The sequence below is a fragment of the Bradyrhizobium sp. STM 3561 genome, from assembly GCF_045571455.1.
In the GTDB taxonomy this organism is placed as follows: Bacteria; Pseudomonadota; Alphaproteobacteria; order Rhizobiales; family Xanthobacteraceae; genus Bradyrhizobium; species Bradyrhizobium vignae.
Window position 1 is genome coordinate 7909553 of sequence record NZ_CP120695.1, and the last position, 16080, is coordinate 7925632.

Sequence of the window (16080 nt, forward strand, 5' to 3'; positions counted from 1 at the left end):
TAGGCTTTGCGACAAAGCCATCCTGAGCGTTGCGCCTCCGTTGTCGCAGACCAGCGAGAACTGTCATCACCCCTCGCATGGCTAATCCATCCGGGAAGGGACAGCCGAAACACCGTATCTACGGGCTCGATGATTGCCGCCTAGTTGGCACTCGCCCAGTCACGTAGTCCAGTTTGCGACGGCATTGCATTTGCAGGGATAGAGAATGTCAACTTGAGGCATTGTCGATAGCCGTTTGCAGGCGGCGCACGCAGGATGAGGAGCGTCGCGCTCGCATGCCCGTTCTCTCAGGAGAGCCCGTGATACTGTCTGCTAATTGGTATGCGGGCCTGCTTGGGACACGGCTCGCATTCTTTGTTGCCGGGTTCGGCCTCGCGGCCTGGGCGCCTTTGGTGCCACTCGCCAAGCAGCGGCTCGCGGTGGATGACCGCATGCTTGGTCATCTACTGCTCTGTCTCGGAACGGGATCCGTTATCGCAATGGTTTTGACCAGCGTGTCGAGTGCGCGGTACGGCAGCAAGCCCATTATCCTCGCGGGTGGACTTGGACTCGCGATAATGCTGCCGTGCCTTGCAATTGCCGACACACCTGTCAGGCTCGGTGCTACGCTGTTTGCTTTCGGCGGTTCACTCGGTTCGATCGATGTAGCCATGAACATTCATGCGATTGATTGGAGCGCGCCACGGGGCGTCCATTGATGGCTGGCTTCCACGCCCACTACAGCATTGGGGAATTCACCGGCTCTGCCGCCGCGACCTCGTTCCTGTCGCTGCAGCTTGGCCCGTCTTTTTCGACGTTGGTCTGTTCCGCGTTAATGACGATCGCGATTGTATCAGCCTGGCCGGGGTTGCTCGCGACGGGTTCGGGACAGAAGGACCCATTATTTATCTTACCCCATCGCAGTGTGTTGCTAATAGCTGTGCTCGCGGCTATCACCTTTCTTGTCGAAGGTGCAATCCTCGATTGGAGCGCTTTGCTTCTCGTTGAACGAGATCTTGTCGCGGAGGCGCACGGGGGCGTTGGTTGTATGCTCTTCTCAATCGCAATGGCCGTAGGACGTCTCAGCGGAGATGCCGTGGTGGCACGAATCGGCGACCGTGCCACATTGATGCTGGGGACTCTGCCTATCGTGACAGGCTTCTTGGCTGTGATGGCCGCGCCATTTGCCTTAATTGGTATGGCGGGGTTCCTGCTTATTGGATTAGGTATATCAAATGTCGTACCCGTACTGTGTCGGTGCGCCGGCAAACAGAAAGTGATGCCAGTAGGCCTTGCGATCGCGGTCATCACGACTGGGGGCTATGCGGGTATACTCGTCGGACCCGCCGGCGTTGGGCTCGTCGCCTACATCTTTGGCTTACCTTTGGCGTTCGGGATGTTAGGCGCGCTCATGTGCATCGTTACGCTGTCGGCGAGAATAATAATGACAGACCATCGTTAACTCGTTGGTCGGAAGGAAAATTCCGGCTAACGACATTCCACGGCCGGCGTTTAGGGGCTTAGAGTCGATGAGCTCTCAAGTTGGTGGCGGCAGGTTTCGACCATGGTCACTCTCCTTTTCCTGGAAGTGGTTGGTCGCCTCGTATCGAGGATACGGCGCGTGACTCGGGGGTCTTGTCGGACTGAGCCCGGTTGTTGACAATGAACGCTTATCAATTGCGAAGCAAAGTAGGTCGTACGTGAGCGGCAAGTTCAGTAGGCTAGACATTCACTGCCGATTGGTAGCTTGGATTGGCTCGTTATGGGGGAACCGATCACTCTGGTGCCACTGCATCGCTGTCGGCGCGATACGCCCGGTATGCCAGCCGAATGCCGTCCTCAAGTGAGGTCGTGGCGCGCCAGCCGAGCCCGGACAGCCGCTGTACGTCGAGCAGCTTGCGCGGTGTGCCGTCAGGGCGGGACGTGTCGAAGCTGATCTCGCCGCCAAAACCGATCGCAGCCGCGACCATGAGTGCTAACTCGGCGATGGTGATGTCCTCGCCGGTGCCGATATTGATCAGTTCCGCTCCGGAATAGGTCTTCATCAGGTGCACGCAGGCGTCGGCCATGTCGTCGACATAGAGGAACTCGCGGCGCGGCGTGCCGGTGCCCCAGACCACCACGCTCTTCGAGCCCGCGAGCTTCGCCTCGTGGAAGCGGCGGATCAGGGCGGCGACCACGTGACTATACTCCGGGTGATAATTGTCGCCGGGACCGTAGAGATTGGTCGGCATCACGCTGATGAAGTCGCTGCCATACTGGCTGCGATAGGCCTCCGCCATCTTGATGCCGGCGATCTTGCCGATCGCATAGGGCTCGTTGGTCGGCTCCAGCGGGCCTGTCAGCACCGAGTCCTCGCGCAGGGGCTGCGGCGCGAGCTTCGGATAGATGCAGGAGGAGCCGAGTAACATCAGCTTCTCGGCGCCGCTTTGCTGCGCGGCCTGGATCACGTTCGCCGCGATCGTGATGTTGTCGTAGATGAACTCGGCGCGCAGCGTGTCGTTGGCGACGATGCCGCCGACCTTCGCGGCGGCGAGGAATACGACCTGCGGCCGCACCCGCGCGAACCACTCGAACACGGCGGCCTGGTTGCAGAGGTCGACCTCACGCCGGTCCACCGTGATGATCTTGACGTTCTCGCGCGCCAGCCGGCGCACCAGCGCGCTGCCGACCATGCCCCGATGGCCCGCGACGTAGACGCTCTTGCCAGTCAGCTCAAACGCTGCGCTTGCCATGGACCGCGTCCCGTTTCGCCTCGGCGAGATCGCTCGCCATCATCTCCTCGACGAGCTGGGCAAAGGTCCGCTTCGGCTTCCAGCCGAGCTTCTCGCGCGCCTTGCTGGCGTCGCCGACCAGGAGATCGACCTCGGTCGGCCGGAAATAGGTCGGATCGATCTTCACCACGGTCTTGCCGCTCTTGGCATCGATACCGATCTCATCGACGCCCTTGCCGCGCCATTCGATGCGGCGGCCGACCTGCGCGAAGGCAAGCTCGACCATCTCGCGCACCGATCGCGTCTCGCCGGTGGCGAGCACGAAATCGTCCGGCTTGTCGGCCTGAAGGATCATATGCATGCCCTCTACATAGTCTTTCGCGTGACCCCAGTCGCGCTTGGCCTCGAGATTGCCGAGATAGAGCGTCTGTTCGAGACCGACCTCGATGCGCGCGACGCCACGGGTGATCTTGCGGGTCACGAAGGTCTCGCCGCGAATCGGACTCTCGTGATTAAACAGGATGCCGTTGGACGCGAACATGCCATAGGCTTCGCGGTAGTTCACGGTGATCCAATAGCCGTAGAGCTTGGCGACGCCATAGGGCGAACGCGGATAAAACGGCGTCGTCTCCTTCTGCGGGATCTCCTGCACGAGGCCGTAGAGCTCGGAGGTCGAGGCCTGGTAGAACCGCGTCTCCTTCTCCATGCCGAGGATGCGGATCGCTTCCAGGAGCCGCAGCACGCCGATCGCATCGGCATTGGCGGTGTATTCGGGGCTCTCGAAGCTGACGGCGACGTGGCTTTGAGCTGCGAGATTGTAGATCTCGGTCGGCCGGATCTGCTGCACCAGGCGGATCAAATTGGTCGAATCCGTCATGTCGCCATAGTGCATCAGGAATGGAACCTCGCCGACATGCGGGTCCTGGTAGAGATGGTCGACACGCGCGGTGTTGAATGAGGACGAGCGCCGTTTGATGCCGTGCACGACGTAGCCGAGCGACAGCAGATGTTCGGCGAGATAGGCGCCGTCCTGGCCGGTGACGCCCGTCATCAGCGCAACGCGCCCCTTTGATTCCTGAGCCGCCATGGTCTCCCTTAGTTGCGCCGCAAAGAGCCTCGCTGTGAAACACCATTGCGAAGCCGTTTCTCGAAAAATCTAGATGCGCACGCGCGCTCCCACCCGCCATTAAAGGAAAGCGATCGTTAGCTCCAGTCATACACATCATGCAGGAATGCACACTATATACATTGATTTATATTTGGACTGGAGGAGCCTTGGGCTTCAAAGATGAATCTCACTAACCCCAGCGACGCGATACTTAGCAGGCGAGATGGATGGCAAAACGCCATTACGCCTGGGCGCGCTTGCCCTCGGGCAATCTTTCCAATGAGATCAAAGTGAGGTCCGTGCTGCTTATCTATCCGCGGGCGCATGTGCGCATTCGCGTGGTCTCGTCATGGCGGGAGAGAGCGCGACGTGCTGAGGCCGCATTCGTCAATGCATTTGTTGGAATGACGGCATGCAAGCCAGCACACAGACAAGCCTGCCCATAGAGCCGCAGTCTACAAAGCGCTGTTAACTGCCGAACAGAATACGAAGTCTGCAGGTCCACTCACAAAGCGCCGTTGCCAATAACCAACTCGCGGCAGGCAGTGGACGGTCGACGCGAGACAAAGTGAGAAGGAGTAGCAAACGTTGGTATAGATCGTCGAACGTTTTAATGCCGAGAGCTTACCTTCGTACAATGGAGCTTCGACGCCAATCCTTTAATCTTGACCGAGCGTAAGTTGCCTCGGTTCGAGTATGATAAGTCTCTTAAATCCGCGCCGGAAAAATGTCTCCACTAAGACAGGACAATTCAAGTTAGAGCTGCTGCGCGGTTTGAAATCGATCGGCGGCCAAAAGCGGGATGTAGCCGGGCGAAGCGATAGGGCTGAAAGAGATCTAACTCACGCTTGTGAATGCGGCGGCGATACAGGCGGCCTCGAAAGATCCCGAACTTGACACCGTTAGCATGGGACAAGCGAATTTCATGACCGAGTTCCTGTAGAGGACGTCGGAATCCTTAACTTGGGCTGCATTGATCGATATGTGTGGAATTGTTGGCATTCTGGGGCGCGGACCGGTCGTTGGGCAGTTGGTCGCGTCGCTCAAGCGATTGGAATATCGCGGGTACGACTCCGCAGGCCTCGCGACTCTCGAAGGTCTCCGTATCGAGCGCCGCCGCGCTGAAGGTAAGCTGAGAAACCTTGAGGAGCAGCTGCGCTATTGTCCTCCGTCGGGTCATACCGGCATCGGTCATACCCGCTGGGCGACACATGGAAGGCCGACTGAGAGCAATGCTCACCCGCATGCGACGGAGAACGTCGCGGTCGTTCATAATGGGATCATTGAGAATTTCCGCGAGCTGCGAGCCGAACTGGAGCGGAATGGGGCCCATTTTAACTCAGAGACAGACTCGGAGGTGGTGGCGCATCTCGTCGAATCTTATCTCCAGAAGGGCTACTCGCCGCAGGATGCGGTACAAGCATCGCTGCCGCGGCTGCGTGGTGCCTTCGCACTGGCATTCCTTTTCAAGGCCCACGATGACCTTTTGATCGGTGCGCGTAAGGGGTCGCCCCTTGCGATTGGACATGGTAACGGCGAAGTGTATCTAGGATCGGACGCGATTGCGCTCGCGCCTTTGACCGACACCATCACCTATCTTGAGGACGGCGACTGGGCAGTGCTTACGCGCACGATGTGCGTGATTTATAGCTCAGACGGATCTGTCGTCCAGCGGGAAACATCAAAGTCTGGCGTATCGTCGCTGCTTGTAGACAAATCGAATTATCGCCACTTCATGGCGAAGGAAATCCACGAGCAGTCGACGGTGGCCGGCAAGACATTGGCGCATTATCTCGACATCGCGGCCAAGCGCGTCGCCCTGCCGCTTACATTGCCGTTCGATTTTAAATCCATACAGCGCATCTCAATTACCGCGTGCGGCACTGCAAGCTATGCCGGACACATCGCCAAATACTGGTTTGAGCGGCTGGCGCGCTTACCTGTTGAGATCGATGTGGCGTCCGAGTTCCGCTACAGGGAGGCGCCTTTGCGCCGGGGCGATCTCGCGATCGTCATCTCGCAGTCGGGCGAAACCGCTGACACGCTAGCTGCCCTGCGATACGCCAAGGAGCAGGGCGTGCACACGATATCTGTGGTCAACGTCCCCACGTCGACGATTGCGCGGGAGAGCGAATCCGTTCTGCCGACGCTCGCGGGGCCGGAAATCGGCGTCGCCTCGACCAAGGCGTTCGTCTGCCAGCTAATGGTATTGGCCGCGCTTGCCGTGGCAGCGGGAAGAGAGCGCGGTAAGCTGTCTGAGATCGACGAATCGAACCTTGTGCGTGAGCTTATCGAAGTGCCGCGGTTGATTGCTGCGGCGCTGTTGATCGAGCCGCAGATCGAGAAGCTCGCGCGTTATATCGCCGATACAAGAGACGTGCTCTATCTCGGTCGTGGCACATCGGCCCCCTTAGCGTTGGAGGGCGCACTCAAGCTGAAGGAAGTTGCCTATATCCACTCAGAAGGCTATGCCGCCGGCGAGCTCAAGCACGGACCGATCGCACTGATAGATGAGGCAATGCCTGTGGTGGTGATCGCGCCTTATGACGAGGTCTTCGAGAAGACCGTCTCGAATATGCAAGAAGTGGCGGCTCGGGGCGGCAAGATCATCCTGATCACCGATTCGAGGGGTGCTTTGGAAGCGGCAGTGGACACACTCATGACCATTGTTCTGCCGGAGATGGTCGCAAGCTTTACGCCGATGGTCTATGCCATTCCGGTTCAGCTCTTGGCTTACCATACCGCCCTCGTAAGGGGCGCGGACGTGGATCAGCCGCGTAATCTAGCAAAATCGGTGACTGTGGAATAAGGCGGCAGTGTTATGTCTGCACTAATGCCTTGGGCGAGCTCAAGGAGAACAATCCCAGCTAAGACAGGTCAATCATAGACCGCGATCCAGCTCGATGAGCAGAGTTAGTCCTGCTCGCGTCACCACCGGCAACCAACTAACGTCAATAGGAGGGAGCCTTACCTTCCTGTCGCTCGAGCGGAGCAGTCGAGAACAAGTGGGAATTGCGGACAATTGGGAAATCCAGGTCGGCTTTCGGTTACCCAGCCTGCTATCTGCTTTGCAGGGCCAATTAGCCTGAAGCTCGGTGCAAAACAGATACTCTTTAACTCATCCTCCCGCCTTGCTGAAGCCGACGAGCAAGTCAGTGCACACATAGGCTTCGGGCCGCTTATTCGCTGGCAGCGCACACGCGCGACAACTTACCTTTCCCGATTGCCAGCATCCGCCCCATGGCGGGCAAGTTGAGCATGCACTTCGATCCCCGGGGACGATGGCTTAGGATTACCAGTTCAGTTTGTTTAGATCGCGCGTAGCAGCGGCTTACGCAATCCGGTTGGACTATACGCGCCACCGCGGCCTTCCCAGCTGCTGTGTGTCATCAAATGGATTCTCTACGTTGGTAAAAGGGTGGCAATATCCGTCGACGGACATGCTCTGCGCTTGGCCATAAGCGGCAGCTATCCCTGGAGAGACGAGGTGGAAATTACCGTCGAATCTGTGCCGCCAATCGCCCACACGCGCGCCCTGCGCCTGCCGGAGTGGTGCAGCGCGCCGGAGACGAGCAGCCTGAACGGCGAGCTTGTGAATTGCGAGCCGCGCAAGGGCTATTTACAGATTCGCCGAACGTGGCGGCAGGGAGATCGCGTCAAACTATGGCTGCCAATGCAAGTGCGTCGCGCATACGGCCATCCACAAATTCGCAATTTGGCCGGCAAGGTGGCCATCCAACGTGGCTCCTTAATTTATTGTTTGGAGGAAGCCGACAACGGGACCGAGTTACACAACGTGTGGCTTCATGCAGAGAGTCGGTTTTCCGTTATCGAAGGAACTGGTCTCTTTAGGGGCAACCCATCTCTTGCCTCGCCGAGCGCTCTCGCGCCAGCTCCACTCTCCAATGGAGTATGTAGCTTCGATCCAGAGGAGTTAAGAAGTGCTCAGGGCCGTCGATTGCCTTTGGAGAGCATTACGTTTGAAGTCGACCTACAGAATGAGTCGAGCTAGCGTGCCTTGCGGCCCTCGCCCGAGTTTTAGAGCAAGTGGCGTGTTTGACTGCGAAGAGGTTGATCGGTGGCGAGATCGACGCGCGGAGCGTTTAGATCGGACATCAATTCAAGCCACAGCTTGATTGCGTCAGATGCCGCTTCGGCCGTCATACGCGTTCAGTGCGGTGTCGAGGCACTCGATTAACGCTTGTCCGGCAAAGGGTTTGGCGAGGAAGCCAATCGCTCCGGCGCCCAGCGCTGACGCGCGCACGCGGTCGTTGGGAAAAGCGGTAATGAAAATGAATGGTGCGTCGTAACCACGTGTCCGCATCTCTGCCAACAGCTCCAGGCCGCTCATAGCCGACATCTGCATATCGGTAATGACACAGGATGTCTCGTCCAATTGCGGGGACGTCAGGAGTTCCTCGGCGGACGCAAATATTTGGGCGATGTAGCCACGCGATTTCAAAAGATTCTCTGTCGCCGCACGGACTGAGGCGTCGTCGTCAACGACGGAAATCAAAGACGTGGACAAGACGAGTCCTCCTCAAGCGGGAATAGCGGCTGCAAGCATTAGCCACCTTGCGCGAAAAGTGGGCTCGACTGATGAAATTGTAAAATCATACTTGGGTTTGCTCAGGACGATTAGTGCGAATTCCCAGCGTCTCAGTCATTCTGATCAGGTCGGCCAGCGAGCGTGCACGCATCTTTTTCATTACGTGTCCCCGGTAGATCTTGACCGTAATCTCGGCGAGCCCAAGCTCGGCGGCGACCTGCTTGTTCATCAGGCCGGCAGCGACCAGTTTCATCACCGCCTGCTCGCGCGGGCTTAAGGTCTCAAATAAAGACTGCAGATTCGCGACCGTCTGCTGAGCCTCCCGTCTTTTGCGATCGCGTTCGGTCGCCGCAACCACGGCATCAAGCAGTTCCTGATCGCGAAACGGTTTGCTGAGAAAATCGACCGCTCCCTCCTTCATGGCCCTGACAGTCATTGGAATGTCGCCATGACCGGTGATGAAAATGATCGGAATATGTATGTTCAACCTCGCTAGCTCAGTCTGGAAGTCAAGACCGCTCAAGCCTGGCAGCCGGACATCAAGAACTAGACAGCTAATAACGTCCGGAATTGTGCTCTGCAGCATTTCGCGGGCCGATCCGAATGCAATGACGTCTAACCCTACCGATTGAAAAAGGTTCGTAAGCGAGCGACGCATTGAGATGTCATCCTCGACGACGAAGACGGTCGCCTTCGTCGAGGCCTCGGCATTGCTGCCTTCAAGCGCGTCAAATCGTGCTGTCACGAGACGGCCTCCTTATGCTGCGGTAAGGCAAACTGGAAGGTCGCGCCCGGTCCACTTTTGTGGACCATTGACAGTCGTCCTCCATGAGCTTCCACGATCGACCGGCAGATCGAAAGACCCATTCCAAGGCCAGTCGATTTGGTGGTGAAGAAGGGATCCAAGACGCGGTCCGCGTCGTTCTCGGCGATGCCGACGCCGCAATCGGTCACGGCAAGGTGGACGTGCCCCGCATCGTCCTTCGATGATTGAATCAGCAGTTCGCGCGCCCTGTCTGTAACTGCGTCCATGGCTTCGATTCCGTTCATCACCAGATTGATGATGACCTGTTGTAGCTGAATCCGATCGCCGACGATCCTAGGCAGCCCTGCCGTCAACTCGGTTCGTAACGTCACTCGGTGGCTCACCAGCTCTCGTGTTACCAGCGCAATGACGTCCTTAACGACCTCATTGATATCGAGCGGCACCATCTCAATCTCGCCCTTCTTCGCGAGCGCGCGAATACGACGGATCACCTCGCTTGCCCGGATTGCGTCTTCGATGATCCACTCCACCGAAGAGCGTGCTGCGGAAAGATTAGGCGCTTCCCGCCCCATCCAACCGAGGCACGCATCGGCGTTGCTGATAATAGCGGCGAGTGGCTGGTTTATTTCGTGGGCGATGGAGGTTGTCAGCTCTCCTAAAGTCGTTACGCGCGTCACATGCGCGAGCTCCGACTGTGCCTTTCGTAGTTCTTGTTCGGCTTGATCGGCGCGAATGGTAGCGGTGATGTCAGTGCTGACGCCACGGTAGCCGAGAAAATTGCCCTTTCCATCGAAAAAAGGCTTGCCACTCGTGCGGACGTAGATCGGAGAACCTGTCCGATTCACGGTGCGGTAGACGAGATCCCGAAACGGAAGATGGGCCTCCAGCGTCGCCCGATGCTGCCGCCACTTCTCGGGTTCCTCTTCGACGTCGCACGCAATGTCCCAGCGAAGCAGGCCCATCAATCCTGTCGCCAAAATTCCCGCAGCGCTGGTGTGCTCGGATAAGCGAGTGACCTGATGATCCGGCCCGGTCTCCCAGAGCCAATCGGAAGCTGTTTCGGCGTAGTCGCGAAAGCGCTGTTCGCTTTCGCGCAGCGCGGCAAGTGTGTTTTCCAGGCGTTCCCTAGCTGCGTGTTGCTCGGTCACATCCATATGTGTTCCGATCAGCTCGCTGACGTTGCCATCGCTGCCAACCACCACGTGCGCAACGGAGTGTATGCGTCTTATCCCGCCATCTGGTAGAAGGATACGAAAATCATATTCGAACCGCCGCTCCTTGTGTTCAATCGCCTGGCGCTGCACCTCCTGTAGCCGCGGCAAGTCCTCCGGATGGATGCGCGATCGAATGGTCTCGATCGATACCGGCTCTTGTGGGCTAAAGCCAAACAGACGATCGACCTCGGCGGACCGATATATGAAATCTAGACCGTAGACGTCCCAGGACCAGCTGCCCGTGTGGCTGAGATGCTGGGCCTCGGCCAGATAGGCCTCGCTGCGGCGCAGCTGCTGTTCTGCTCGCCTCGCGGCCGTAATATCCGTAGCTGCCCCAACAAACTCGATGTCACCAGAGGCTGTTCTCGTCGCTCGTGCCTGCGCATGGATGTGCTTTACCGAGCCGTCCGGTAGCAGAAGCCGGTATTCGTGCTCGAAATCACTCAGCTCTCGCATCGCGCGATCGATAATTTCCTTAACCGAAGCCCTATCATCTGGATGAGTGCGCTCAACGACGAGCTGCGGCCCCGGCGGCACTGTCTCAGGATCTAATTGGAAAATCCGAAATGTTTCCTTTGACCAGAAGGCCTCGCCCGTAGTGGGGTTCCAGCTGAAGCTGCCTGTGTGACTCAACTCCTGCGCCTGGGCCAAATGTGCTTCGCTCCGCTGCAGGGCAAGTTCGGTCCGCCTTCGCTCCGTGATATCTTCGCAGGCGATAAGGACAATGGGCTGCTCATCGCCCCAGAGCATGGCTTTGGCTTTTTCACGTACCCACAACACCGAGCCGCCCTTCCTGACTTTCTGGACGTCCCACGTTCGCGTTTGTCCGACATCCTCAAGGCACGTCCGAACGCATTCGCGAACGAACGCGCGATCCTCCTCGAGAAATACGTCCAGCACGGATCGACCGATCAGTTCAGCACGAGCATAGCCGAGTTGTGTCGCGCCGAGCGTATTGACGTTGAGGACAGTGCCGGCTTCATCGACCATGAAGTACATGGCCGGATTGTGCTCGAAGATAGCGCGCCACCGCTTTTCGCGATCCTTCAAATCGGCCGCACTCCGCTGAAGCTTGGCCGCAACCACACGCGCAGCCTCTCTTTCCTGGCGGAGCTTTTCGATCAGGTGCGCTCCCACAATCGAGGCAATAAAGAATGCAACAACCACCGGCAGATCTTGGGGGTCATCGATTCGCAGGCTGAACGCCGGCGGCGCAAAGCAGTAAGCGAGAGCAGCGATGGCTACGATGCAAAGCGCAGACGACGCGATGAAGCTGCCCATCAACGAAAACAGCAATACCACTAACAAATAGGCGAACGCCGTCGCGGCGAAATGCGCGTGAAGGTACAAGTAGGCCAATGTTACCACGGCAAGCGTTATGCTGCCGAAGGTAAACTGAAGGGCTGAACGTTCTAAACTGCTGATTTGGCTACGCATTCTGATACCGTCCGGCCTGTTCTCCGGCGGGAGAGCTATAACGTTTTAGGCAAAAATAGGGCAATACTCGGCACCAGCACTCGCTGGCGAGCGCTTCCGAGATCGATTGCTTCGTGCTAAGCAGAGCACGCGCGGAGAAAAAATGCATCACAGACCTACGTATAGTTGTCCTAAACCTTTCAATATGGCGAGCTGACACGGCTGCAATCGAAACTCTGATGTCTGCCCCCGCTGCCTATTACTCCGGGCAGGCGCTCGAGGCTGCTGCCGAGGACAATTCCCTTACGCCAGCCGCACGAGGACAGCGGCTGCAGTTCAGTCAAGACTTTGAGCCGGAATAATCAGGCGCGCCTAGTCGAACCGGAAAGAACAGAGACAAGCTGCCGGACCACTCATCGCGCCGGTACGATCGGTCATGCGGAAGAAAGCGCAATGGCACTGTGCCGAGATACGAAGGCGAAGCTACGCGACTGCTTTGTATCTCCTAAGGCCGTCACGCCTGGGTGCGGAGGACTTGTCTGGTTGGCCCGAAACGAGCTCGCGCAGCGACGCCGAGCCCCACACTAGCCGTGTAGGACGCCACGGCTCCGCCGAGGTGCCATCTAATCAGTGCTGATCACAGCATCGATCTAATGCGGCAGCGCGGACCGTGACAAGGGATGACGAGTTGGGGCAGCAAGATCTCAACCAAGTCGTCGGTCGGACGGTCGGACGACGCAAGCGCAGAGCGCGCACATGGGCAATTGTAGGCGGAGCAGCACCTACGTCCGTCAGGCTGGACACGTTCTGTCGCAGTCCTGTTATGTTGCACGGCAGGCGTTCAGATGTCCGGGGGCTTGAAGGCGCAAGACGTGAAGGCGCAAGACGCGATTGAAAATGACGCTTGAAAGCTCCTACTGTTTTGCTCGGCTGGCATCTTTTCAGGGCGGCTGCGGGGGGCAGACGCGGGGCAAGGGCTGCGCACCGAAGATCGCGCGTGAAAGTTTGGGCTCGTCTCAAGTCGGCTGTGTCGATTCGAACAACGAGAAATGTGGCTGCGCTTGTATTCGGTGCGTCTTCGAACGGCGGTTGTTAAGTTACGGGGCCTATCTCATCGTGTGTCGATAGTGGTGGAAGCAGTGGGCTCGTTGAGCCGCGCCTGCAGCGTCGCGTGCTCGAGCTCGTCTTCCCACCAGGATACGAACACGGCGGCGATGCCATTGCCGGTGATGTTTGTAAGGGCGCGCACCTCGCTCATGAACTTGTCGATCGAAAATACGATTGCCATGCCCGGCACCAGCGCTGGGTTGACCACCGACAACGTCGCAGCAAGCGTGATGAAGCCCGCGCCGGTGACGCCGCTTGCTCCCTTCGACGTTAGCATCGCCACGAGCAGGATCGTGAGCTGCTGGCTAAAGGTGAGGTCCACCCCGAGTGCCTGGGCAATGAACAATGTCGCAAGTGTCATGTATATATTGGTGCCGTCCAGGTTGAAAGAGTAGCCAGTTGGCACCACCAGGCCGACCACGGGCTTCGAGCAGCCCAGCCGTTCGAGCTTCTCCATTAATTGCGGCAGCGCGCTTTCAGAGGACGATGTGCCGAGCACGATCAGAATCTCGTCCTTGATATAGGCAATGAACTTGAAGATTGAAAAGCCAACGAGGCGCGCGATCAAACCGAGCACGACCATGACAAATAACGCCGCCGTCGCGTAAAACAGCGCGATCAGGCCGATCAAATTGCCGAGTGCTGCCGGCCCGAATTTGCCGATAGTGAAGGCCATGGCGCCGAAAGCGCCGATCGGGGCCGCTTTCATGATGATAGCGATCACGCCGAACACCGCGTGCGCGACGTCGTCAATCATTCCTCGCAGCCGCTCCCCACGGCTTCCTAACGCCATCAGCGAAAAGCCGAATAGGATCGCGAACAGGAGAACCTGCAGAACATCGCCACGAGCGAAGGCGCCGACCACGCTATCGGGAATGATGTTGAGAAAGAAATCGACGGTCTTCGAGGCTTCCGCCTGCTTGACGTAATTGGCGACCGCCGCAGCATCCGGCTTCACCGCAAGGCCATGACCGATTTGGACCAGATTGCCCATAAGAAGGCCCAACACCAAGGCGAAGCTGGAGACGATCTCGAAATAGACCAGCGCCTTGACGCCGACGCGCCCGACTTTCTTTGCATCCTGAATATGCGCAATACCAGATGTGACGGTGCAGAAAATAATCGGCGCGATCACCATCTTGATAAGCTTGATAAACCCGTCACCGAGCGCCTTGACCCAGTCGTTGGTCGCGACAGACGGCCATAGGCAACCGACCATAGCGCCAATTAAGATCGCGATCAGCACCTGCACGTAGAGAATCTTATACCAAGCTTGCGACGCGCGTGCGGGCGCCGCAGTTGCCATGGTGGTCATGACGCTTCCTTCCCGAATATACTCGAATGTGAGCCGCCGCGTCATTGAGAGACGACAGCGTCATACGAGACTCATCGTTTTTAGCCGTGTCCGATTGAAGACGGTTCCGAGAGCCGGTGCGTCGTTCCAAAGGCAGGCGTTTAGTTGCGTTATCCTTTCTCGTTAAGCAAGATATGCACCAGTTGCCCAAAGTGCGCCCGATTAAGAGTCTCGGACAAACCGTCTGTCTCTGGGCTGCATCGGTTTGAGTGCTCGGCCCGCGTTCGCAAGGTCGAACAAAAAGTTGCAGTGAGACGCGTAACTTGATCGGCTGAGCGCATTAGCGGAGTCCCGTCTCGGGATGGAAGCCCGAGCGTTATCGATATGCGCCAACTGCTGAGATGGATGCAACAGTAGATGACATTGGTAAAATTGATAGTTTGGATTGTACTCATCCACGCGATGGAAGCCTGGTTTAGGAGCTCGATTGCGCGGCAATAATCTTGAATCGATGCACTGCCTTGTCACTAGCGGCAAAGCTCGTTCGTGCACGAGGCATTTGTCTCCAGGTCTGCGCTAACGATACGCATTAGGCAGGTTGGTCGAGAGACGGCCTTCGCTGTTGGCCCCTCAGCGCCTTTTGCCGCGTCGCAGAAGCACCGTCACGATGATTACTCAGCTAGATCGTTCGCGTTGCTGCCAAAGGGCAGGATTCCTGCGATCCGTTCTATTACCGGCAGCGAGTGCGGCGTTTGAGCGACCGACAAACCAAATAGGCATCTCTGGCGGCGTCAAATTCTGCCGTTCCGTTGCGCGACCGTCGCTGTCTGCTCGGCAACAGAGATGCCAGAAATCTGACATGGCGTTAGGTCCACGCCACAGCGACGTCGAACGTCTATGCGAATTTCCTCCATGTTGCGCATAGCGCGTCCCATAGTTCGCACGCGGCACAGGAATTGCTGATTTCAACGAGGAGGTGCCGCCGTCAGATGGATGGAAGCGGCCCTGTCACAGGAGTTGCCGATGAGACTTGCGACGCTACTCTTGCTCGTAGAAACGACGCGTGTGAATGTGACGGCCGCCATGAAGTGCGGCGCGACTAAAAGGCGATCCGCGCCACATACCTGGGCGAGCCGGACATGCAGGCGATCACTGGGCCCGTAAGCCGACCTACTTTCATTTTTGGGCTGACGCATATGGATGTCTTTTCGGCAGAGATTGCGCAATCCGTTGCGCTCACGATTGAGCTCGCCAGCGTAACAACCGTGATCCTCCTCGTGATTGGTGTGCCCCTCGCTTGGTGGCTAGCGCGCTCAAAGACTCTTTTGAGCGAGGCGGTGACGACGATGATCGCGCTGCCGCTAGTGCTACCGCCGACGGCTCTCGGCTTTTGCTTACTCGTGTTGCTCGGCCCAAACGGACCGGGTGGCGTTCTCGCCTCTTTGTGGGGCGAGCGCACGCTCGCTTTTACCTTCGCGGGAATCGTGATCGGATCGGTCCTCTCGGCGCTGCCGTTGGTGGTGCAGCCGATCCGTAACGCCTTTGTTGCGATAGGAGATCACCAGATGGAAACTACGGGGCGCGTTTCGTCATTGTATGCCCTCATTACCATCAGGGGGCCGCTGGCGCGATTGGAATTCGTTAAAGCCGCCGTGGTTGGCTTTTCTCATACGATTGGCACATTTGGCGTCGTGATGATGATCGGCGGCAACATTCCTGGGCGCACCAAGGTTTTGTCAGCCTACGTGGTAGACTACGTCCAAGCATCGCGCTGGCGCGAGGCAAGTGTGCTTGCCGGCGGTATGGTGATGTTCGCCTTTGCGGCAATCTTCACCTTATCCCTCATCGACAGACACTGTGCCAGGAGAGGCACCGAGCCGTCTTAGGTTAGCCGGCCGGACATATCCGATCACGACCGAGCAGCAGTAATGCA

Annotated in this window: 9 protein-coding genes and 1 pseudogene; 4 read left to right on the forward strand and 6 right to left on the reverse strand. The window is 57.9% G+C overall.

Annotated features, from left to right (window positions below):
* Window positions 1-275: 275 nt before the first annotated feature.
* Window positions 276-1441: pseudogene (locus P6U28_RS37485) on the forward strand (MFS transporter).
* A gap of 313 nt (window positions 1442-1754) precedes the next feature.
* Here P6U28_RS37485 and P6U28_RS37490 read toward each other — a convergent pair.
* Together P6U28_RS37490 and gmd are read right to left on the reverse strand one after the other, a co-directional pair.
* On the reverse strand, window positions 1755-2714 hold the full coding sequence (locus tag P6U28_RS37490) for a GDP-L-fucose synthase family protein (protein WP_407120811.1): 960 nt from the start codon (window positions 2712-2714) through the stop codon (window positions 1755-1757).
* Window positions 2695-3780 carry a GDP-mannose 4,6-dehydratase gene (gene gmd / locus P6U28_RS37495; protein ID WP_122405533.1) on the reverse strand — a complete coding sequence of 362 codons (1086 nt, stop codon included), beginning with the start codon at window positions 3778-3780 and terminating at the stop codon, window positions 2695-2697. Before gmd ends, P6U28_RS37490 begins: the two co-directional genes overlap by 20 nt.
* A 1003-nt stretch (window positions 3781-4783) precedes the next feature.
* On the opposite strand from gmd, the gene glmS reads away from it, so the two are divergent.
* Window positions 4784-6610 (forward strand): glutamine--fructose-6-phosphate transaminase (isomerizing), encoded by a 1827-nt coding sequence (gene glmS, locus P6U28_RS37500; RefSeq protein WP_407123150.1) that lies wholly within the window; start codon window positions 4784-4786, stop codon window positions 6608-6610.
* Window positions 6611-7198: 588 nt separating this feature from the next.
* Window positions 7199-7813, forward strand: a complete 615-nt coding sequence (locus P6U28_RS37505) for a hypothetical protein (RefSeq protein ID WP_407123151.1) — start codon at window positions 7199-7201, stop codon at window positions 7811-7813.
* Window positions 7814-7942: 129 nt separating this feature from the next.
* Here the strand turns inward: P6U28_RS37505 and P6U28_RS37510 are convergent, their stop codons facing one another.
* The 4 genes from P6U28_RS37510 to dctA all read right to left on the reverse strand — a co-directional run bounded on the left by P6U28_RS37510 (window position 7943) and on the right by dctA (window position 14168).
* On the reverse strand, window positions 7943-8329 hold the full coding sequence (locus P6U28_RS37510) for a response regulator transcription factor (protein ID WP_407120813.1): 387 nt from the start codon (window positions 8327-8329) through the stop codon (window positions 7943-7945).
* 85 nt (window positions 8330-8414) lie between these two features.
* Window positions 8415-9095 carry a response regulator transcription factor gene (locus P6U28_RS37515; protein ID WP_122405530.1) on the reverse strand — a complete coding sequence of 227 codons (681 nt, stop codon included), beginning with the start codon at window positions 9093-9095 and terminating at the stop codon, window positions 8415-8417.
* Window positions 9092-11767, reverse strand: a complete 2676-nt coding sequence (locus P6U28_RS37520; RefSeq protein ID WP_407120814.1) for a PAS domain S-box protein — start codon at window positions 11765-11767, stop codon at window positions 9092-9094. Before P6U28_RS37520 ends, P6U28_RS37515 begins: the two co-directional genes overlap by 4 nt.
* Window positions 11768-12857: 1090 nt before the next feature.
* Window positions 12858-14168 (reverse strand): C4-dicarboxylate transporter DctA, encoded by a 1311-nt coding sequence (dctA, locus tag P6U28_RS37525; RefSeq protein ID WP_407120815.1) that lies wholly within the window; start codon window positions 14166-14168, stop codon window positions 12858-12860.
* Between the two features lie 1175 nt (window positions 14169-15343).
* Between dctA and P6U28_RS37530 the strand changes: the two genes are divergently transcribed.
* On the forward strand, window positions 15344-16033 hold the full coding sequence (locus P6U28_RS37530) for a molybdenum ABC transporter permease (protein WP_162500643.1): 690 nt from the start codon (window positions 15344-15346) through the stop codon (window positions 16031-16033).
* Window positions 16034-16080 lie beyond the last annotated feature (47 nt).

What these genes read in the sequence shown, in the direction of transcription:
- P6U28_RS37530 (WP_162500643.1), top strand. Translation starts at nt 15,344, where the DNA reads ATGGATGTCTTTTCGGCAGAGATTGCGCAATCCGTTGCGCTCACGATT.
- P6U28_RS37490 (WP_407120811.1), bottom strand. Translation starts at nt 2,714, where the DNA reads ATGGCAAGCGCAGCGTTTGAGCTGACTGGCAAGAGCGTCTACGTCGCG.
- glmS (WP_407123150.1), top strand. Translation starts at nt 4,784, where the DNA reads ATGTGTGGAATTGTTGGCATTCTGGGGCGCGGACCGGTCGTTGGGCAG.
- gmd (WP_122405533.1), bottom strand. Translation starts at nt 3,780, where the DNA reads ATGGCGGCTCAGGAATCAAAGGGGCGCGTTGCGCTGATGACGGGCGTC.
- P6U28_RS37520 (WP_407120814.1), bottom strand. Translation starts at nt 11,767, where the DNA reads ATGCGTAGCCAAATCAGCAGTTTAGAACGTTCAGCCCTTCAGTTTACC.
- dctA (WP_407120815.1), bottom strand. Translation starts at nt 14,168, where the DNA reads ATGACCACCATGGCAACTGCGGCGCCCGCACGCGCGTCGCAAGCTTGG.